The 20,799-nt window shown below is 30.1% G+C and carries 22 protein-coding genes and 4 pseudogenes; 3 read left to right on the plus strand and 23 right to left on the minus strand.

The window, feature by feature from the left end:
• Positions 1 to 11: 11 nt before the first annotated feature.
• From FMG_RS04840 to FMG_RS04915, 18 genes and pseudogenes are all read right to left on the minus strand, one after another.
• Entirely contained in the window at positions 12 to 902 is an 891-nt protein-coding gene (locus FMG_RS04840; RefSeq protein WP_012290703.1) for a YitT family protein, read from the minus strand.
• A 116-nt stretch (positions 903 to 1,018) separates the two neighbouring features.
• Complete coding sequence (locus FMG_RS04845) at positions 1,019 to 1,825, minus strand: metal ABC transporter permease (protein WP_012290704.1); 807 nt, start codon at positions 1,823 to 1,825, stop codon at positions 1,019 to 1,021.
• Positions 1,818 to 2,459: a metal ABC transporter ATP-binding protein gene (locus tag FMG_RS04850; protein ID WP_012290705.1), complete on the minus strand. Its 642-nt coding sequence runs from the start codon at positions 2,457 to 2,459 to the stop codon at positions 1,818 to 1,820. The genes FMG_RS04845 and FMG_RS04850 overlap by 8 nt, the downstream gene beginning before the upstream one ends.
• Position 2,460: 1 nt before the next feature.
• Positions 2,461 to 3,492 carry a metal ABC transporter solute-binding protein, Zn/Mn family gene (locus FMG_RS04855; RefSeq protein WP_012290706.1) on the minus strand — a complete coding sequence of 344 codons (1,032 nt, stop codon included), beginning with the start codon at positions 3,490 to 3,492 and terminating at the stop codon, positions 2,461 to 2,463.
• 138 nt (positions 3,493 to 3,630) lie between these two features.
• On the minus strand, positions 3,631 to 4,197 hold the full coding sequence (locus FMG_RS04860) for a hypothetical protein (RefSeq protein ID WP_012290707.1): 567 nt from the start codon (positions 4,195 to 4,197) through the stop codon (positions 3,631 to 3,633).
• Positions 4,198 to 4,208: 11 nt separating this feature from the next.
• Positions 4,209 to 5,522: a histidine kinase dimerization/phospho-acceptor domain-containing protein gene (locus tag FMG_RS04865; RefSeq protein WP_012290708.1), complete on the minus strand. Its 1,314-nt coding sequence runs from the start codon at positions 5,520 to 5,522 to the stop codon at positions 4,209 to 4,211.
• Positions 5,519 to 6,175: a response regulator transcription factor gene (locus FMG_RS04870; RefSeq protein ID WP_012290709.1), complete on the minus strand. Its 657-nt coding sequence runs from the start codon at positions 6,173 to 6,175 to the stop codon at positions 5,519 to 5,521. Before FMG_RS04870 ends, FMG_RS04865 begins: the two co-directional genes overlap by 4 nt.
• 78 nt (positions 6,176 to 6,253) lie before the next feature.
• Positions 6,254 to 7,630: an ABC transporter permease gene (locus FMG_RS04875; RefSeq protein ID WP_012290710.1), complete on the minus strand. Its 1,377-nt coding sequence runs from the start codon at positions 7,628 to 7,630 to the stop codon at positions 6,254 to 6,256.
• A gap of 10 nt (positions 7,631 to 7,640) precedes the next feature.
• Positions 7,641 to 8,285, minus strand: a complete 645-nt coding sequence (locus FMG_RS04880; protein WP_002841853.1) for an ATP-binding cassette domain-containing protein — start codon at positions 8,283 to 8,285, stop codon at positions 7,641 to 7,643.
• 10 nt (positions 8,286 to 8,295) lie between these two features.
• Positions 8,296 to 9,573, minus strand: a complete 1,278-nt coding sequence (locus FMG_RS04885) for an ABC transporter permease (protein WP_012290711.1) — start codon at positions 9,571 to 9,573, stop codon at positions 8,296 to 8,298.
• A gap of 197 nt (positions 9,574 to 9,770) precedes the next feature.
• A complete protein-coding gene (locus FMG_RS04890; RefSeq protein WP_012290712.1) occupies positions 9,771 to 10,058 on the minus strand; it encodes an AraC family ligand binding domain-containing protein in 288 nt (95 codons plus the stop codon).
• A 67-nt stretch (positions 10,059 to 10,125) separates the two neighbouring features.
• Positions 10,126 to 10,698 (minus strand): uracil-DNA glycosylase family protein, encoded by a 573-nt coding sequence (locus tag FMG_RS04895; RefSeq protein WP_012290713.1) that lies wholly within the window; start codon positions 10,696 to 10,698, stop codon positions 10,126 to 10,128.
• Positions 10,699 to 10,836: 138 nt separating this feature from the next.
• Positions 10,837 to 10,992: pseudogene (locus FMG_RS09570) on the minus strand (MobA/MobL family protein); the annotation flags it as partial.
• Between the two features lie 37 nt (positions 10,993 to 11,029).
• The gene (locus FMG_RS04900) at positions 11,030 to 11,314 is read right to left on the minus strand and encodes a hypothetical protein (RefSeq protein ID WP_012290714.1); all 285 of its coding nucleotides are present in this window, start codon (positions 11,312 to 11,314) and stop codon (positions 11,030 to 11,032) included.
• 57 nt (positions 11,315 to 11,371) lie between these two features.
• Entirely contained in the window at positions 11,372 to 11,692 is a 321-nt protein-coding gene (locus tag FMG_RS09835; protein WP_316242554.1) for an ABC transporter ATP-binding protein, read from the minus strand.
• Positions 11,672 to 12,118, minus strand: a pseudogene (locus FMG_RS09840) (ATP-binding cassette domain-containing protein); the annotation flags it as partial. The pseudogene FMG_RS09840 and the gene FMG_RS09835, both read right to left, overlap by 21 nt.
• Positions 12,105 to 12,824, minus strand: a pseudogene (locus FMG_RS09960) (iron chelate uptake ABC transporter family permease subunit). The pseudogenes FMG_RS09840 and FMG_RS09960, both read right to left, overlap by 14 nt.
• Before the next feature lie 59 nt (positions 12,825 to 12,883).
• Positions 12,884 to 13,642, minus strand: a complete 759-nt coding sequence (locus tag FMG_RS04915) for a class I SAM-dependent methyltransferase (RefSeq protein WP_002840481.1) — start codon at positions 13,640 to 13,642, stop codon at positions 12,884 to 12,886.
• A 94-nt stretch (positions 13,643 to 13,736) separates the two neighbouring features.
• Between FMG_RS04915 and FMG_RS04920 the strand changes: the two genes are divergently transcribed.
• From FMG_RS04920 to FMG_RS04930, 3 genes are all read left to right on the plus strand, one after another.
• Positions 13,737 to 14,330, plus strand: a complete 594-nt coding sequence (locus FMG_RS04920; protein WP_002837989.1) for a Crp/Fnr family transcriptional regulator — start codon at positions 13,737 to 13,739, stop codon at positions 14,328 to 14,330.
• A 769-nt stretch (positions 14,331 to 15,099) separates the two neighbouring features.
• Positions 15,100 to 15,369, plus strand: a complete 270-nt coding sequence (locus FMG_RS04925) for a helix-turn-helix domain-containing protein (protein ID WP_012290720.1) — start codon at positions 15,100 to 15,102, stop codon at positions 15,367 to 15,369.
• Between the two features lie 28 nt (positions 15,370 to 15,397).
• Positions 15,398 to 16,279, plus strand: coding sequence for an IS3 family transposase (locus FMG_RS04930; protein WP_012290721.1), 882 nt, complete (start codon positions 15,398 to 15,400; stop codon positions 16,277 to 16,279).
• 230 nt (positions 16,280 to 16,509) lie between these two features.
• Here the strand turns inward: FMG_RS04930 and FMG_RS04935 are convergent, their stop codons facing one another.
• The 5 genes and pseudogenes from FMG_RS04935 to FMG_RS04955 all read right to left on the minus strand — a co-directional run bounded on the left by FMG_RS04935 (position 16,510) and on the right by FMG_RS04955 (position 20,482).
• Complete coding sequence (locus tag FMG_RS04935; RefSeq protein WP_002840495.1) at positions 16,510 to 17,712, minus strand: ABC transporter permease; 1,203 nt, start codon at positions 17,710 to 17,712, stop codon at positions 16,510 to 16,512.
• A complete protein-coding gene (locus FMG_RS04940) occupies positions 17,712 to 18,149 on the minus strand; it encodes an FMN-binding protein (RefSeq protein ID WP_041250651.1) in 438 nt (145 codons plus the stop codon). The genes FMG_RS04935 and FMG_RS04940 overlap by 1 nt, the downstream gene beginning before the upstream one ends.
• A 207-nt stretch (positions 18,150 to 18,356) precedes the next feature.
• A pseudogene (locus tag FMG_RS04945) lies at positions 18,357 to 18,815 on the minus strand (lysine--tRNA ligase); the annotation flags it as partial.
• Positions 18,816 to 18,959: 144 nt separating this feature from the next.
• The gene (locus tag FMG_RS04950) at positions 18,960 to 20,195 is read right to left on the minus strand and encodes a tyrosine-type recombinase/integrase (RefSeq protein ID WP_012290724.1); all 1,236 of its coding nucleotides are present in this window, start codon (positions 20,193 to 20,195) and stop codon (positions 18,960 to 18,962) included.
• A gap of 77 nt (positions 20,196 to 20,272) precedes the next feature.
• Positions 20,273 to 20,482, minus strand: coding sequence for an excisionase (locus tag FMG_RS04955; protein WP_009345237.1), 210 nt, complete (start codon positions 20,480 to 20,482; stop codon positions 20,273 to 20,275).
• Between the last annotated feature and the right edge of the window lie 317 nt (positions 20,483 to 20,799).

Consider the following 20,799-nt stretch of genomic DNA (forward strand, 5'->3'; position numbering starts at 1 on the left):
TTTTCTCCATTCTAACTCATTCCACCAGGAAGTATTTCAAGTTCTGGATTATCAACTGGATCATAAGTAAATCCTTCACCAAGCACTTCGCTGACATACGAAATACATACGAATGCTTTAGGATCAATTGATTTTACATAATTTTTAATCTTGATATACTCCCCTCTTGAAACAATCGTATTAATAACAAATTTTTCATTATCAGAAAAACCACCAACTGCTTTAAAAATAGTAGATCCTCTGGAAATTTGATCAATTATATATGTGTTAATTTCTTTGTATCTATCACTTGTTATCATCATATTTACTCTAGTATTTAAACCAGCGATAGCCTTATCAATTACAATTGAGTTGATACAAATACCTAACATAGCATACATACCACTTTTTGTTCCAAAAGTATACATACCAAGTAACACTACAAAAAAGTCAGCCACAAGCATACATTTACCAACATCTATTGAGAGATATTTTCTGATAATCATTGCTATAATATCCGTACCACCAGTTGATGCTCCTTGATTGATAACTAAAGCCATTCCAATAGCAGAAATAATAATTCCAAAAATCAAATTAATCAAAATATCATCAGTTAAAGGTTTGAAGTTTGGTAGTAAAATTTCCAATAATGTCGTTGAACCTCCGAAAATAAAAGAACAATATATCGACAAAACACCAAAGCTTTTTCCTAAAATAATAAATGCAATGATATATAAAATTGTATCCATAATCATCACAAAAATACCCGTTGGAATTTGTGGGAAAAATGCATTCAAACTAATTGCTATCCCAGAAATTCCTCCTATTGTTAAATTAAAAGGCATTATAAAAAAGAAAAAACCAAAAGTAAGTATTAATGTTCCTATTGTTAATATTAATAATTTTTTAATCATTTTGTTCATGCTATCGCCTCCTATCTTTTAATTATACTTGTAAAAAATGCAAATTACAACGTTTTATAAACTAAAAAAACACCACAAAATAAATTAATCTAAAATTCATAATGCAGTGTTTATACCTAATTATTTTTTCTAAATTTATTTACTACCATCAAAATTATCAGAACTACAAGTCCTGTTAAAACAATTGATCCGCCTGGTTTTAATTGTAAATAATAAGACAAATTAATTCCTATAATCGTAAATAGAATCCCAAAAAGCGATGAATTAATCACCGTTTTTTTGAAAGAATGAGATACCATAATTGCACAAGATACTGGAATAACCATCAAGCTCGAAACCATAAGCGCACCAACTGTCCTAGATGCAATAGCAACAGTAATAGCTATCAAAAAAGTGAAGATTTTATTTATAAGTCCAACATTTATATTAGAAAGTCTCGCTCCATCTTCATCAAAAATAATATAGACCAATTTTTTGTACAACGTAGCATAAGCCACAATAACTATCATGCTCACAACTACCACTGTGTACAATTCAATATCTGGTATAGCTACAATAGATCCGAACATGAAAGATTGGAAGTTCGCAGCACCAGGAACGAAATCAGACAATATTGCAGCAAGTCCTATACCGCTACTCATAACAATTGCAGTGGATAAATCAGAACTTTTGGCAAAGTTTTTTCTGATGACTTCTATACCAAAAGCTGCAATCACGCATACGAAAATCGCTGCTATAACAGGATTTATTCCAAAAATAAGTCCCAATGCAACACCAGCTAAGGAACTGTGACTCAAAGCATCTCCTACCATGGAGTTTTTCTTGTTGACGACAAAGGTTCCTATCAGAGGAACAATAATTGAAACTAGGATCCCCACAATAAAAGCTCTTCTCATAAAATCATAAGAGAACATCTCAAACATTTTTCACCTCAACAAATTCATTATCTAATCTGAAAATTCTATTAAAATAATCTTTAGTAAAATCCAGCTCGTGCGTAACTACCAAAATAGTTATGTTGTGATGACTATTCAAATTCTTCAACAAATCAAATAAATTTTCCTTACTACGTTGATCCAATCCTGCAGTAGGTTCGTCAAAAATCAAAATTTGTGGGTCATTCGCCAATGCCTTTGCAATCATAACTCTTTCTTGTTCACCACCACTCATATTATTGTAGTTGTAATTTTTCTTATCCTTCATTTCTACAATGGACAATGCATTTTCGATTTTTTCATGAGATTTAATGTTTTTATCATCAGTGACATTCATCGCTACTATTTCCCATGCAGTTATTGGAAAAGCAATGCTCTTTTCGTGATTGTTTTGCGGAACATATCCAAAACTAAAATTATCTCTTCCTCCAGCAAATTTAATTTCTCCACTATCCGCTTTCAGAAATCCTAAAATAAGCTTTAATAACGTAGATTTACCGGAGCCATTAGCTCCGGTTATACCTACGAAATCTCCCTTTTCAATATTAAAATTTATATCCCTTAATAGTTTCTCGTTTCTATACGAAAAATTCAAATTTTCTACACTAATTATATTATTCATATTATTTTGCTTGTGAGATTGCATCCAAGTTTTTTTCTAACAATGAAAAATAATTATCTTTTCCATCTTCTATTTCTTGAGTCTTAGCTTCAATTGTAGATAACCCAGCTGTCTTTGCATTGATTTCCTTAGCCAAAGAATTTGCAATCTTATCGCTTTCTCCCATTTCATAAAATACTGTATTTATCTTATGTGATTTTGCAAAATTAGTCAATTCTTTCATCTTATTCAAATCAGGTTCAGAATCTGAATTAATACCTTCAATTGGAACTTGATTAATCTCATAATCTCTTGCCAAATATCCAAACGCTTCATGTGGAACTATGAAATATTTATCCTTTTGTGGAGCTAATACTTCAGCGTATTTCTTGTCTAATTCTTCAAACTTTTTATCTAATTCTTTGTAATTTTTTTCATAGAAATCTTTGTTTTCTGCATCAAATTTTACAATAGCTTCATAAACATTTTTCATTTGAATTCTAGCTTGTTTTGGACTCATCCAAATGTGTGGATCAAATTCTCCATGGTGATGATGTTCGTGATCATGGTCATGTTCTTTTTCTTCGTGGTCATGATCGTGTTCCTTTTCTTCATGGTCATGGTCGTGGTCATGTTCTTCATCAGCTTTTATCTTTTCAATATTTGCAGATGAATCGACAATTTCTGTGTTTTTCAAACTTGATTTAACATCTTCTAACCAACCTTCCAATCCAAGGCCATTAACGATAAGCATCTTTGAATCGGATAAGTTTTTAATATCTTGTGCTGTAGGTTCCCACTCGTGAACTGAAGCACCTTTTGGCATAACATTTACTACATCAATTGTATCCTTCGCAATTTCTTTTGCCATGTATTCAATCGGATAGAAACTAACATATAATTTCTTTGAATCTGACTTATCAGTTGATTTATCATCAGTTTTTTCTTGTTGTTCTTGAACTTTTTGATTGTTAATATCATTATTTTGTCTAGCACAGCCAGAAGCCACTCCAATCATAAGAGCCAATAATAATATCCTATAAAATCTTTTCATAAATCCTCCATCTAATTTTCTAATGCAAGTTATTTGCATTATCATTCTAGAGCGTATTTTTTAATTTGTCAAGGATTTTATACAAATTAAAAAGCTCTTCTTATTTTCTTTAAGAAGAGCTCTGCTAATTTATTCAATTTAATTCAAATCTTCATTTATTTCTTCAATTATTTCTTGTGGTGTTTTATCTTCAAAAAATGAAGGATCCATGTGTGTTAGAAAATGCCAATCGTCTTTTTCGTTTTTTCTGTAGACTATTGCTTCTCCATCTTCTGATCCGAAGTATGCTCTGTCTACGTCATATCCTTTTTCTTCCAAGTATTTTTTTACTTCGTTGTAGGATTTTTCTCTTGCTTCAATATATGTTTTCACATCTTTGTTAGCTATTACATAAGCATCAACCCTTGTAGAACTATCAACGATTCCATTTCCTTTTTCTGAAAGATTTGGAATTTCTTTCCAGAAGATTTCTGCTTTTCCTTGTTCTGTGAACATGAATTTGGTCATTGGAATTATATTTCCATTGTATTCCAGTTCCAAATAATCATCTAATTTTTCAGGATTGATATATTCATATACAAATCCATCTTCTTCTGTAATCTCATAACAATTTGTTTTCTTGATGAATTCTCTGCCTTCTTCAATTGTGTCAAATAATGCTAATTCAGTTGCTTCGCCATTTTGATTCAATTCTAAAATATACATTTTGTGCTCCTTTATAACTTGATTTTGAATTTTACTTTTTCTTCTTGTGTTTCAATAACCGCATCGATTTTGTAATTGTTGAGCAAGTTGCCAACGATATACAATCCAAGTCCGTTACTGTTTTCTTTGTTCAAATCACAATTCACATCAAACACTTTAGTGGTATCTAATTCGCTTGCCTTTTCGCAAGTATTAATTACTTCAAACCATTCTCCATCTGATTTGATAGTAATTGTGCCATATTCATCAGTGTATTTTACGGCGTTTCCAATCACATTAGATAGTATTATTTTAAGAGCTGATTTGCCAATAACAATCTTTTCATCTGTAATATGATTGTAGATTGTGATGTGTTTTTGATTTGCAATTACTTCCTGCTTATTAATTATATCATTTAATATTGGTAAAATCGCTACATTTTCTTCGTCATTCTTCAAATTTTCAATTGATGACAATGTTAGTATTTGCGAAATACTATGTGACAATCCATCAATAATTTTCAGAGATTCGTCAATGTACAAATCCCTGTTTTTGTATTTTCCTATGTTGTACTTCATATTTTCCAAAATTATTTTGAGGCTCGCAACAGGGGTTTTGAGTTCGTGTGATGCTCCTCTGAAGAAATCGTATTTTAATTTTTCTAACTTGATGATTTCTTCGTTTTTTGATTCCAAATCGTCAATTGAATGCAATAATGTAGTGTACAAATCATTTATTTGTGCCTTTAATTGACCAATTTCATTTGTAGAATCTACTTCCAGTAGTGCTTTTTTGTCCATGTTCATCATTTTATCAGTAACTTGTTTTATTTCTTGTATATTATTATTGATTAGTTTCGCGTATATTAATGAAACGATTGCCGAGAAAATTATGGAAATAATAAGCGAAAACGGAAGAAATCTTAAACTCAAATTTTTCGCATCTCGCTTCATATCGGCTGTTGATACGAATTGAAGCGAAATTTTTTCTCCTGTATTTAGATTAATTTCTCGTTCCTCAATTATCAGTGAATTATTGTCACTTTTTTTGTCAAATCCAATTATTTCTTTAATTTGCAATTCGTTACTGTTGTTTTTGTTTTTAACGTAAGCTTTTATGTCATTGTTATTAGAATAAAAATTTAGCGACTGAGTAACATATCTAATATCTTTATTATTCAATGTCATGGAAATTTCATTTGCTTTTTTATTTATTTCTTGTTTTCTATCTTCCAAATATGTTTTTGGAAATATTAAAAACACCATAAAATGTATAAACAACACCGTAAGTCCTATTGCTGCGAATATTTGTATGAACATTTTTGGAAATATTTTTAAATTTTTCATTTTCTCTCCAATTTATATCCGACGTTTCTTATGGTTACAATGCAATCTAATTCTAGTTTTTTGCGTAATTCTTTTATGTAAACATCAATGACTCTGTCAAATGGTATTTCGTCAGTTTCTTTCCAAACGCTATCAATTATTTGCATTCTAGTAAGTGCTTGTCCTTCATTTTCTATCATGTATTTGAGTATTTCTAATTCTTTGGCATTTACATCTACTTTTTTGCCGTTTAGTTTAGCAGTGTAGCTTGCAAAATTAACCTCAGTGTTTTTATAATTAAAAGTTTCGTTATTTCCATAATGTTTTTTGATTAATGACTCTATTCTAACTTTGAGGACTGGTAACGAAAAAGGTTTTTCGATGTATCCATCAGCTAGACTTGTGAATGCGTTTATTTTATATTCTTCATCACTGAATGCAGTCAACATTATAGCTGGAATATCACTTGTTTCTCTAATTTTTTTGAGAACATCAAGTCCGTTTATATATGGAAGTTGAATATCTAGTATTGCCAAGTTGATTTCGTTATTTTCAAATATACTTATTGCTTGTTTTCCATCTTCTGCTTGATAGGTTTTGTATCCAAATTCAGACAAAAATTCACAAATCCCTTCTCGTATCATTTTGTCATCTTCTACTACAAGTAAGTTCATAATTTCTTCCTCTCTTTTATTTTATTATACAATATTTGGTTTAATTACAAAATTATCGGAGCATTTGCCCCGATAATTCTATTTTGTGTCTATTAATAAATCTTTCGGATTTTTTCTAAGAATATTTGTCGATGAGATAATTAATGAAATCAGCAATACAATTGTCATAAATATTACTACATACATTAATGCTTTTGTTGATATATTGATATCTAGACTTGTCAATGTTTTATTGAAACCATCAACTTCTGCTCCACCACCAAGTCCAGTTGATGCAGATTGTTTGGCGATCTTATCAGCGATATTTCCTGTCACTTTTTGAAGTATATTATTTCCAATTTTATCTCCTGCAAATCTAGCCAAGAAAAATGATCCTATATATGCTGGTATAGCAACCAACAATAATTCTGTGACAAATTGTCCAAATATTTTTGCTTTTGACATTCCTATCGACAACAATACTGCGATTTCTTTCTTCCTTGCATTCATCCACAAAAACAATAATAAAGCTACTACTAAACCTGCAAATGCTAGAGATCCTATAAATAATTTATCAGCTATTGCATATATTCCACTGATTGATTCTTGCAATGCTGGATAATTGGATGAACTTTTTATTAAATTATATTCTTGCCAATTAATATCAAGTTTCCCAAGATTTTTCATTACATCTTCTAGTTTTTTGTTTCCTTTTACGAAGAATGTCGCATCTTGATAAACTGCTGTGTCTTCGGTATTGCCATAAACTTTGGCTGCTGTATTCAAATCAGTAATTAATGTGTTTTCATATAATTCTTGTGCAGCGCTAACCCCACCATTATTGTGTCCATCAAACAAACCTTTAATTGTAACTTCTACAGTTTCATTGGCTTGTTTTTCGTTGTCTGCATCAAATAAATTTGATTTTAATTTTAACTTATCTCCTATTTTTAAATGGTTTTTAGCAGCCAAATCTTTGTGCATAAGAATCTTATTCTTATCGTCATTTTTCAAATGTTCACCTTCTACCAATTTGTATGCTCCAGATACAAATTTTGTTTCCTTGGATGATTCGTTGACTCCGGTTAACATTACAGTGCTTTTAAAATTTTTCGCACGCTCTGGTGATTGATTGGCCAAAGTTTCTTGTGTTTCAATTATATCTAATCCATCCAGATCAGCCACGCTATTTATTCTTTTTACATAGCTTTCAATGTCAGGTGAATCTGTGATTTTTTTGATGTCTTGTCCTTTGACATTTCCACCACCTCTTGGTGTTCCAGGATTAACTTGTCTGTTGATTTCCATCGAAAAACTATTTGTGATATTTCCAAAAGTTTTTTCAGATGCTTTGTCTGTTGCATCTTTTATTGATAAACTAATCAAACTTAATGATGACATCAACATTATTACGATTAAAATAATGATTGATTTGAGACTTTTTCTGGTTACATAGGCAAATGCGTTTTTTATCATAATTTCCTCCCTAAATATTGTCAACTACTTCTTGTAGTTTTCTATCCTTTAATTCAAGAACAATATCAGCAGCTTTTGCTACTTCTTTACTATGAGTAACAACTATTACGCACTTATTTCTTTCCAATGCAAGTTTTTTCAATATAGCTATGATTTCACCAGCCGTCATATCATCCAAGTTACCAGTAGGTTCATCTGCTAATATTATTGGAGCTTCTGAAACCAAAGCCCTTGCAATTGCAACTCTTTGTTGTTGACCACCAGAAAGTTTCATGACATTTCTTCTAGTTTGACTTTTATCCAGTCCCAACTCCAATAAAATATCTTCTGATGCATTTTTATTTACTAATCTAATATTCTCAAGAGGAGTAAGGTAATCTATTAAGTTATAGTTTTGGAAAACTAATGAGATATTATTTTTTCTGTGATAACTGTGTCCTTTTTCTTCAATGTTTTTATTTTTAAATAAGATTTGTCCAGTATCTGGTGAATCTAATCCTGCCAATAATGATAACAGAGTTGATTTACCTGTACCCGACTTTCCTATTATCGCGTAAAATTTTCCTTGTTCAAAACCTCTGTTGATTAGTGATAAAACTTCTTCATTTGAACTTGAATAACTGTATGATACGTTTTTAATTTCTAAAATATCCATTTTATTTCTCCTAACTTATTTGTGATAAAATTTGTTTTGGTTTTTTTATTAATATTATTCCAGCTGCTATAATTACAGAAATAACAATTATTATCAAAAGTAATCCGTAGCTTTTAGCAAATACTTCTAATTTATCTGATAATTTATTTATAAATAAACTTGTTGAAAATGATGCATTTTCTGATTTTGTAATTCCTGATGCTATTTGTTTGATGATAAAATCTCCATTAATTAATGAGAACATCGCCGCAGGAATAGATACAAAAACAAGCTCCATTATGAATTGTCCTATTATTTTAAGTTTACTAACCCCAATTGATAAAAGTATTCCTATTTCATAGATTCTTTCCCTTAACCATAATATTAAGATTAATGATAAGACTACAAGTCCGGCCACCATGATAGAATATGTCATCATTTGTATTATGTGCTTTACACCGTTTATCGAATCAATTACTTCTTTAAATGCATTATCATTTTTTTCTATAATGTATTTTGAAGAATTTGCAATTTTGTTTTTTATTTGATTTATTGCATTATCCATTGAATCTGAATTTTGTGTATGCAGCAAGATTTTATTGGCAATTTGGTCATTACTTTTTATATTTAATGAATTTTGTGCTGAATTATAATTTACAAACATAGAGTTTTCGCTATAATCTGATGAAAATCCTGTATATTTTTCTTGTTTCTTTCCTGAAAATATCCCAACAATCTCATATTGAGATTCTTTGTTTGCATCCCCATTACCATTCATATTTAAAAATTTGAGGCCTATCTTGTCGTGAAGTTTCAGTTTGTTTTTCTTAGCAAATTCTTCATGAACAAGAATCTTATTATCATCATTTTTATCGAGATTCTTGCCTTGTTTTATAGTAAAAACATTGCTTGTAAATAATTGATTGCGTTTTTGATTTGTCATCGCATCAATAGAAACTAGGTTTTTCATGTTTGGAGATAAATCTTCACGCATTACTTTTTGTTCACTTTCAACGACATCAGAATTAGTCAAAGTTGCTAAACCTTCATAATGATATGAAATTTCTTTTATATCTTTAATTTGGTTTAATTTCTCAAAATCATTTATTTTAAAGTATCCATTTTTTTCTTTCTTAGTTATTGCAATAGATGAGTTGGACGTTTCATACAATGATTTTTCTAGTGTTTTTTGTGATTTCGAAATACTTAAACAAGCATATAAACATGATAATACGAGTGTTAGAATTATCAGCATTATCAAAGTTCTATTTCGTTTTCTTGTTATATAAAAAATCGCATTTTTTAACATACATTTCTCCTTAATTTTGTTATATGTATATCTTACAACAGTTTTATGAAATGTATATGAAATTCATGGCAATCATAACCACCAGCTTAGCCGGTGTTTTTTTTGTTTCTCTCACTTCGTTCGATCAGCACACTTAAATATACAATTAAAGGCAGGTTGATAAAATAACCACCTGCCTATATTAGCTAAATATATTCTTAAATTTTTACTTTTATAACCATCAAATCGCTATCCTCAAGAGCCTTAAGAGCATGGATTTCATTAGGATCCATTGTGATTATATCACCTGGGATTATTATCTGGTTTCCGTTCTCTCCCTTAAAATCTACCTTGCCGTTATAAATTACAACTACTACACTTTTATCTGACTTGTGACTTGGTATTTCTTCGCCCTTTTTGATTTGTAGATGGGTTATTTGTAAGTTATCCTCATCCACCAAATGCTCAAATTTGCCGCCTAAAATATTCGCACTTATTTTTTTCATATTTTCTCTCCTTGTTGATGACCATTACCATAAAAAATGATATACAATAAATTTTTACAAACACAATTTATCTCAGTTTTTTTACAATTTTCTTTAAGTCAGGCAAAACCTCCTCTCTAAAAAAAGGATTTTTTGATATCCACCTGTTGTTTAGTGGACTTGGGTGGGCTATTGGGAAATATTCTGGCAAAAATTCTTTGTAAGATTTTACTGTTTCAGTTAAATTTTTCTTAAATTTATCCTTCAAATAAAACTTTTGAGCATAGGCTCCTATCAAAATGGTTAACTTTATATCCTTCAATTCATTTAATAATAGTGGATGGTATTCTTTTGCAATAAAAGATCTAGGAGCCTTATCGCCAGATTTTCCCTTTCCAGGATAATAAAAATCCATTGGAATTATAGAAAAATCTTCACTATGGAGGATGTCTTCCGATATCCCCAACCATTTGACAAGATTTTCCCCACTCTTATCATTAAATAAAATACCAGTTTCTTCAACCTTTCCCCCAGGAGCTTGCCCAATTATCAAAATTTTTGATTTTGGATTTAGCTGGAATATTGGGTTAATTCCTCTATTCGTGTAGATTTCATTCCTGCGATCTTCTCTTAATTTTTTAATAATGAGTTTTTCTTTCATAATTTTGTCATCACTTTCATTAGAATTAGAACCTTACCAAGCTTTAGGACGAGTAACAATTTTCTTAAAAAATCTATTCTTAGCCTAGTAAAAATTTTAACCTACATTAGATTATTACCCATTTTTATCTTGACTCTAATCATGAATTGCATAATCTACTATCATTCCTTGTGATGTTAGATTTTCTTTTATAAATCTTTCGACTAGGTTTTTATTTTCACCTAAAGATAATTCTTTTGTTAGTCCTATTATGAATTATCTTGCTAGTTGTACATTAGAATTTTTTTCTTGATTTTTTATTTTCTTTAATCTTTCTTCTGTATCGTCTATTTTATCTTTTATCCCTTGCTCCTATGTCAAAAATCCTGTTTTCTTCAAAAAGTATTAATTCATTATTTATAAGTTTTTCATTATTAATGTTAATCTCGCCTTTTAAAACAAGATATATTCTTTCATCAGCATAAAATTCAAGGGAAATATCCGTGTTTTGGTCAAGACTCATAAGTAAAATATGACAATCACATAAATCTAAGAGTTTCTTGCTTATAGTTTGATTTTCTTTTATAGGCATGACCTGTTCTGGTTTAAATGTTTTTCCCTTACTGATATTTTTCATTTTAATCTTCTACAATCCTAATTGGTATTACAGCCTCATATTCTTTCTCATATTTTTTTATTTTTCAAGTATAACCTCTACGCCAAATGCTTCTTTCATATTTTCCTTGCAGATAATATCAGAAGTTTTGCCTATTTTATGTCTAGCATTTCCCATTAACATCAAACATTTATCCGATATTTCAAGAGCATGGGCTGGGTAATGAGTATTTATAATAACACTAATATTGTCTACCTTGGATAGTTTTTTGATTAATGAAATTATTTTAAGCTGATTTTTAAAATCAAGACCACTTTCTGGCTCATCTAATATGATTAAGCTTGGGTCTGATATTAAGGCTCTGGCTATTAGAACCATCTGAAGTTCTCCTCCACTCATCACAGAACATGACTTGTCTTTAAGGTTTTCTATAGCTAAGCTTTTCATAATATCATTTGCCTTCTTATATTCTCTAGCACCTGGTTTTGCAAATGGTGTAAGTTTACTAGAAAACCCTAACACTACCATATCAATTCCAGAATATTCAAAAGAAAATGATCTTTTTTGAGGAACATATGATATCTTGGGCCATAAGTTTCTTCTATTAAAACTTGTAATATCTTTTTCATCCATAAAACTATTTACTAGTTTCTATTTTTCAAAATCACATATCCATCTTATAAGGCTAGTCTTGCCAACACCATTGGGCCCTAAGATAGATAAAACCTGACCTTGATTCAGATTAAAAGATAAATTTTTAAATAATTCATGATTTTTATCATAATAAAATCCTGCATTTTTTACTTCTAATTTAATTGAACCCACCCCCAGTTTTTCTAATTAGGCTTATAAAAATTGGAGCTCCAATTATTGCCGTAAGAACTGAAATAGGTAGTTCTATTACAGAAACCGCTCTTGATAAAGCTTCTATTAGTACCATAAGACTTGCTCCTAAAGATATGCTAAAAGGTAGAGTATGAGTATTATTAGCTCCCACCATTATCCTTGCCATGTGAGGAATTATCAAACCAATCCATCCGACTTGCCCACACATTGATATAGATGGCCCATTTGTGCCAACTGTAGCAAATCCTACACACGGAATCCCTGTCTTTTTAAGAGTTTCCTAGTGTTCTTTATTCGAAGCATTGTAAAAAATAACATCTGGTTTAAGCTTCATTATTTCCTCAATATTAATATCAGATTGAGCTTGAACTGTATTTTGGCTATCAAGAAGCTCTGGAGCTATATCCTTTAAAACTGTATTTGAAATTACTTGCTTTAGTGAACCAGCATATCCTACGATGTATGGAGCCTTCCCATGATGATAAGCCATATAGGTAGATAAAATAGGTATCTGATCTATTACTATTATTTAAACTTTCTCTGGAACTTCTATCTCATTACCTGCATGATCTGTAATTGTCCTAACTTTTTTATTTTTATCCTTAGTTTCTTCCTTTTTCTCAGCTTGAGTCATTTCCTTGCTTTCTGATTTTTGTTCAGTTTTTGTATTGCAACAAGCAGTCATACCTGATAAGACAAACACTGTCAGACATAAAATTAGTGATATTTTTTTATAACTTTCATCTAATCCTCCTTTTTACTTGCTAAAACTACATAAGAAATTTTTGTATTTTTAGACCTCTCTAACATTTTTACAAATCTATCCCTATTTTCTTCTGAATAAGCATTTTTATAAAAATTTGCAGCCCCTACTGGCCCCTCATCTTTTATGATCGTATCCCTGTCTAAGAGAAGCATCCTACCAGTCCTTTGTGAAAAAGGTCTAAAAGAATTTTCTATAAATAGCTTGTTCCAATTTTCTACGGTTAGAGGATACACATTCATGTTTGTAAATTTCGAAAGTTGCCTTCTTATATCTTCGCTTTCATTTTCTACTGCTACATCATGAGTTAATAAATAGCCGCCCTTTTTTAAAACCCTGTGATAATTTTTAAGAGCCTTTGCTTTTTCTTCATTTGGAAGCATGGTGAGCATTGCCTCATTAATTATTAAGTCAAATGTTTCATCCTCAAAATCCAACTTTAAGGCATCTATATTCATAACTTCAATTTCTTTGTCTAAGCCTAAAAGCTTTATATTCTCTAGGGCTTGATCTATGACAACTTGGTCATTGTCTATACCTATTACTTTGCATTTATATTTCGTATAAACTCTTATTAGGTTATCTCCTCTATTGCAAGCAACTTCCAAAACTTGCATATCTTTATCTATCTGTACCTGATCAAGCAACCAATCAGTCATAATACCGCCGCCTGGTCTGAGTCTTGTTCTTCCAAGCATCTTTAAAAAATCATGTCCAAAAACAATTTTATTTTTTTCCATTTTATCTTCCTCCTTGATAATAATTATCATTACATTTATAATTATATCATGGATAATTTTTATTGCAGTTGCTAAAGCAACAAGAAAGGATTTTATGGAAAAAATTATTGTGAAAAGTAAATTATTTTATGGTTTAGACGAAAGTACTATACACCACATACTTTCTTGTATTGATCATAAAATCTTAGTTTTTAGTAAAGGCGGATACCTATATGATTTTTCTAAGGGATTTAAGGCAGGTATAGTTTTAAAGGGAAGAATTGATCTATCTACAATAGATGATGATAAAGAAATTATAGATAGAATTTATGAGACTTCAGATTCTTTTTCTTTAAATTTTTCTTCCCTAGCTGATAGACTCATAGTCGCAAAAAAAGATTCTGAAGTTTTAGCACTTGATGTTAGCAAAATCTTTGAAGAAAATAAAAGGTCTTGTTCAATCAGACCGATTTTTATGGAAAATATTATAAAATTGTATGATGAGCAAATTTCATACTTAACTTACAAATTAGATATATATTCTAAGCCTAAGATTAGGGAAAAAATTAATATGTATATAGATAGGTATGGAAAAGATTACCTATTTTCAAATAAATTATCCAGAGAGGACTTAGCTAAATTTTTAGCTTGTAATAGGCCTGCTCTTTCAAGAGAGTTATCTCTTATGAAAAAAGAGGGATTAATATAAAAGTATTACTCATAAGACTAATTAAATATAAACAAAAATTACAAAAAATCAGTCCTAAGAGAATACGGATCTCATTTTAAACTCAAATGATATTTTTAGCTATATAACAAACAAATCTCCATAATGAATTAGGTTCTTTTTCCTAGACTTTTACCCTTGAAAATTTCTATCTTTTGGTATCCTATCTGCTTCAAATGATAAGCCTGTTTTATATAAATAAACGGGAAGTCCTACTAAGGTTTCAGCTAAAACTCTCACACATGAATAAGCTGCTATTATCTGCATGGCAGTAAATTTATTGACATTTCTACTATTTTTTGTTCTTCCAAATAAAAAAGACAATAGAGTTTTTAATATCTATCGTCTGATATCATCTAATAATTAATTTTCTTTAAATTGATTTTATTATATAGTTTAATAATTCTATTAATGAAATTGTAAAAATTAAACTGGGATTTATAACAAACCCCAGTTTCATAATGAACTGACCCCAAAAAGTTGGACCCAAAACCAACTTAGAGGAGGTCAGTTTTTTCATGAAAAATTTAGTACAGAATTTAAGATGAAAATAGTACAAGAATACTTAAATAAAGAAGGAGGATATAAATATTTAACTGATTAATATGGACTTAGTTATCATTCAGTAGTCCGAAGATGGGTTAATTCATACAAAACACAAGGATATGAAGGCTTAAAAATTTCTAGAAAAAATAATAGTTACTCTTTCGAATTTAAGAAAAATGTAGTAAAGTTGTACTTAACAGGAGAAATGTCCTATCAAGAACTTTCTAATCAATTTAAGATTAATAATCCAGCAATCATTGCTAGATGGGTAATTGATTTTAGAAATCAAGGACTTGATGGACTTAGACCTAAAAAGAGAGGAAGACCTTCAAGCATGACTAAAGATAAAAATAAAAATAACGAACAAGTAAAGAAAGAATATTATAAGGAAGAAATAGATGAAATTGCTGAACTAAAAGATAAGCTTTACTGGGCACAAATGGAAATAGATTTTCTAAAAAAAAGATGGAATTAGAGGACGAGGAAGATCAGAAAATGAGAGAATGGCTCGAATAATTGACTCATTAAGAGAAAAATATCTATTAAAAGATTTGCTTAGCTATTTAAAATTCCCTAAGTCAACATACATGTATTGGAAAAAAAGATTTGACAGAAAAAATAAAGATGAAGCCTTTGAGAATCAAATCAAGAAAATAAGAAAAGATAATCCAAACTATGGATACAGAAGAATACATGCAATGCTTAGAAGAATTGGTCTTGTAATAAACAAGAAAAAAGTTCAAAGACTGGTACAAAAACTAAAGCTTCAAGTTAGAAATTTTGCACGTAAATCAAGAAAATATTACTCATACAAGGCAACAGTGGGTAAAGTAGCACCAAATAGGATAAAAAGAATATTTAACACTTCTGTAGTACATCAAAAAATCACAACAGATACAAGTGAATTCAAATACTATGAAAAAGATAAATCTGGGAATATGCAAGTAAAAAAACTTTACTTAAATCCTTTCTCGGATATGTTTAATGGAGAAATCATTAGCTATTCAATAACAACTTCACCATCATTAGAGGCAATAATAACTCCTCTTGAAGAAGCGATAGAAAAGACTTCAGACTGCAAATATAAAAGAATCTTTCATTCGGATCAAGGCTGGGCGTATCAATTAAAACAATATACTAATAGGTTAGAAAGTGATGGAATTTTACAGAGTATATCTAGAAAAGGAAATTGCTTGGATAATTCCCCTATGGAAAATTTCTTTGGGATATTAAAACAAGAAATTTACTATGGTAGAACGTTTGAATCATTTAACGAACTAAAAAAGACAATAGAAGAATATATAAAATATTACAATGAAGATAGAATAAAAGAAAAACTTGGATATTTAAGTCCAGTTGAATATAGGAAATTGAATGCAGCTTAGCTGCGATTTCTCCTAGGGGAAATATGAGGACAAAAAACCAGAGACAAATATTTCTAGATGTCTCTGGTATAAAATCCAACTTTTTGGGGTCACCTTATTGCTATGTTTATTTTTAATGGTTTTTTAGTTATTTTATTTTTGACCTTTTATTAGCGTTTAAGTATGGATTTTTAAATGAAAAGAGAGACTCGAGTTAACAAGTCTCCCCAAAATTTGACAAATAGCCTATTTTAATCATTATCTCTTTGCATCAATAATAATTCTACTTTATTTATTTTATTAATAGCAATAATTGAAGATATTGGACCTAACAAGGTTCCCAAAATTATTACTATTATTAACATTAAAATCATAAGGAATATATTCGGTCTTAAAAAAGGCATTTTCAAAAGTGATGAAAATACATTATTGAAAGTTATACTTAAAACAAAGGAAAGCACAGAACCTATGACTGCACCTGTACCATTAATTAGCATAGATTCAATAAGAACTACTTCACTGAGTTTTTTCTTTGTTGCTCCTAATATCCTTATGGTTGCAAATTCTCTTTTCCTTTCCTTAACTGATAAGGTATTTACAAGACTTAAAATAAAGAAAGCTAGTATCCAAATCAAAGCTATCAATATATACACATATACAAGCATGTTTTTTGCTGAATCTGAAACTTCTGTCATTATTTTTCTTGGCAATAAAGGATACACTTTTTCTTTTTTAAATTCTTCCTTAATAAGTTTTTGAATTGTTTTTGGATCTTTGTTTTTTTCAACTTTTACTAAAATAGAAGATATATCATCTTTTTTTGCCACCGGATGATTAATTATCTTTTCATATTCCTTGGCTAATCTATGAGTTTCTTCTATTGTCATAAAAACTGAATTATCAAAACCCATGCCAGTTTTTGCAAGCCTACCTTTTATCTCAAATTCTTGATTAAAAAATTTAACCTTATGATTAATAGTCCCCACAATGTTAGCACCTACAACAACTTGCCCAGCTTTAATTGGAGTTTTAATCTGTTTTTCAAGCCAAGGTTTAACGCTAAAGTCATCAGAAAAGTCAATTCCTATAACTTGAATGGGAAAAGAACAGCATCCAGCAGAAAGTGTAGATAGATAAACTTGACCATAGGCTTTTTCAACTCCTGGTATTTTTTTTACTCTATTTAATATATCCTTGTCAAAAAAAAATGTATTAGGTTCTCCCCTTAATATTGCACCTGTAATTTTGGAATCATAACCTTCTGGGACTACTATAATGTCTGCTCCCATCCTATCTGATAGAGATTTCATGCCGTTTTTAAGAGAAAAAATTATAAATGATGACATGAATAAAATAAAAGTTAAAATTCCTACAAGTAAAATCAAGGTAACTGACCTTGCCTTTTTATTTTCTATATTCTTTTTTGCTAAATTAATTGTGTATAAATCTTTCATTATTTTGCACCATCAAGAGCATTATTGCAAGCTTCTATAAATTGCTTGTAAGTTTGTGTTGCCCCCGAAATAACGTCCACTCCTTCAGGATTTCCTTTTTCCACTAATCTATCTGGATATGACTTTGCAAGATTTATAGCTTGTTGGGCTATCTTATATAGTCCTTCATTTTGGCTTTGACCATAAGATTCATCCTTTTCTTTTCCATCTCCATCAATGTTTTGCATTGTACAAGATTCAATCTTATTGTCTTTAACACTTATATCCACCTTTACAAGTCCGCCTCTTTCATCTTTGGCAGATTCTCCATGATATTTGCCGTCTTTATAGCTTACACTTAGGGCTTCTTCTTTTTTATCTGCTCCACAAGCAACTAGGACAAGCCCCAAAGAAAAAATTATTAATACAATTACAATTTGCTTGTCTCCTTGAAAAATGCTAGCTAATCCAATTACAAAAATCAAAGTAGAAACTACGCTTAACAACGCAGTACTCAAACTTAATATAAAGGTTAAAAAAGCCATGAGCAAACTAAACACTAATCTTATCGGTAATAAAATTATTCTAAATATCCATCTCGTACATACCCCTAAAAATTAAACTGGGATTCATTACAAACCCCAGTTTCATTTTTAGCGTGTTCTTTAATATAATTTTGATCCTGCTGGAATGTTTGAATCTAACATTATAAGATTCAATACTTCTTCTCCTTCATATTCGCAGATTGCAGATAAAAGCATTCCGCAAGATTCTTCACCCATCATTTTTCTTGGTGGCAAGTTAGTTATTGCAAGTAATGTTTTACCTACTAAATCTTCTGCACTGTAGTAGTTTTTGATTCCTGATAATATGATTCTATCTTTTCCGGATCCATCATTCAAAGTGAATTTTAATAATTTCTTAGATTTTGGAACTTCTTCACAAGATTTTACTTTCACAACTCTGAAATCAGATTCTGAGAATTTATCAAAATCTACAAAATCTTCAAATAATGGTTCAACTTTTACTTTTGATAAGTCTAATTTCTTAGCTTTTGTATTGTCTTCACCATCTTTTGAACTATCAGAAGAATTATTTCCAACTGGCTTCATTGTTGGGAAAATCCCCTCTACCTTAGATAATTGTCTAAATCTCTATAAAAGTCTATTTTATGGTACTTCTCCATTTACGACAATTTGCTAACTCTCTATAAGTGCCTATAGATTTCTAGCAAATTGTCGTAAATTTGTCGTAAGCTGTCGTAAATTCTAAAATATAAATTTCATCGCTTTTTCAAATTCTCCCATCTGTTCTATCTTAAAATCTTCTGTTGCATCTACATATATATCCATTGTTGTACTAATATCAGAATGACCTAGAATAGACTGCATTGCTTTTGTATTTATATTTTGTTCATTAAGCCTTGTAGTAAAGGTGTGTCTGAAAATGTGATTGCTTAAATGTGGAACTAATAGAATATCATTAGAGCTCGATTTATTTTTATCCATTATACTTAAATTGCAATCTCTAACAATTCTTCTTAAAGCTTTATTAAGTGTTCCATTATTGTGAACCTTTCCGAATCTGTTTAAAAATACAAAGTCTTTAAATCCATCGATTGAATCACAACATTCGATTCCAAAAGTCTTTTGTAACTCTCTTTCCATAAGAAAAGCATCTTTTACTTTTTGAACCATAGGAATACTTCGCTTACCTGATGCTGTCTTCGGTGTATTAATAGCATATCTATTGTTTAATCCTTTACCTTTACTATAATATACCAAAGTCCTATTTACATTTATAAGACCATTATCAAAATCTAGATCGTCCCATTGCAATCCTGTAACTTCTCCAACTCTCATTCCCGTCCAAAGCATAACAATGAATATTGGATACCATTTTTTATATTCATCACTATTAGATAAATATTCTTCAAATAGCACCTGTTCTTCTATTGTCATGGCTTTTTTCTTCGGAGATTCATTTCGATAAGCTACTTTCAATTCCTTCAAAGCATTGTCAGATGGATTAAACCTTATATATTCGTCATCCACTGCTAATTCTAAAACCTGATGTAAGACAGTATGAACACAATCTATGGTAGAAACCATCAATCCCTGATCTTCCTTTAATCTGTTATAAAAACTTCTAACATCAGATCTTTTAATATCAGATAGTTTAATACGACCAAAAGTCGGTTCGACAAATTGTTGATACATATAGATGTAATTTTTAAAGGTATTATCTTTTAAACCTCTTTTTACCTTTGTCCATAGCTTAAAAGTATCATTTACAGATAAGCTACTTCCTTCGTTGTTGATTCCATCTATAGTATTGCGTAAAATATCTAATTCCTTTTCTCTTAATTCTTTTAGAGTTTTCGCATAGATAGATTTTCTACGACCTATTTTGTCTTGCCACTTAAATTCATAAGTGCCATTTGATCTTTGATATTCACCGTCTTTTAAAACAACCCCTTTACTATCTTTGCGTCTTTTTACCATAAAAATTCTCCTTTTTTGATAAAAGACACGCTATAATTATTATACCGCATTAAGCGTGTTTTATATATAGTTTTAGATTAGATAGAGAACTGTCTATTTAAATATTCTTCCATTAACTTTTTCTTAATAAGACGCTTACTACCATTAAATAATACAAAATCACAATCATTTTCATCCGTTAATTGTCTAACTTTATCTTGACCAATATTAAAATATTCAGATGCTTCTTTTAATGTTAGAAATGCTTTCTCAGAAACACGAACACCTTTTATATTTTCGTTAATCATAAATCCTCCAAATAATATATTTAAAATATTTATTTTAATATTTTTAAAGTTTTTTGACATTGACAAGTGCCTTGGATTAGCAACATAGGAATCTCACCTCCGCCTCTGTTCAGGATGAGCCGGCTTCAACCTTAGAAGTATCATTATCCTCATTTTCTTCGTAGCGAATAGGGTATCCCTCCCTATATTCAAACTCTTACTTATCGCTCCCTTTCTTCTTCCCTTGCTTTTTGCTTAGCAGTACTTGTTTTGCCGAATTATTCAGCAGAAAGATCTTGGCGGATAGATTATTACGCTCCAAAAATGATTAATGTCTT

The sequence above is a fragment of the Finegoldia magna ATCC 29328 genome (assembly GCF_000010185.1).
GTDB classification, from domain to species: domain Bacteria; phylum Bacillota; class Clostridia; order Tissierellales; family Peptoniphilaceae; genus Finegoldia; species Finegoldia magna_H.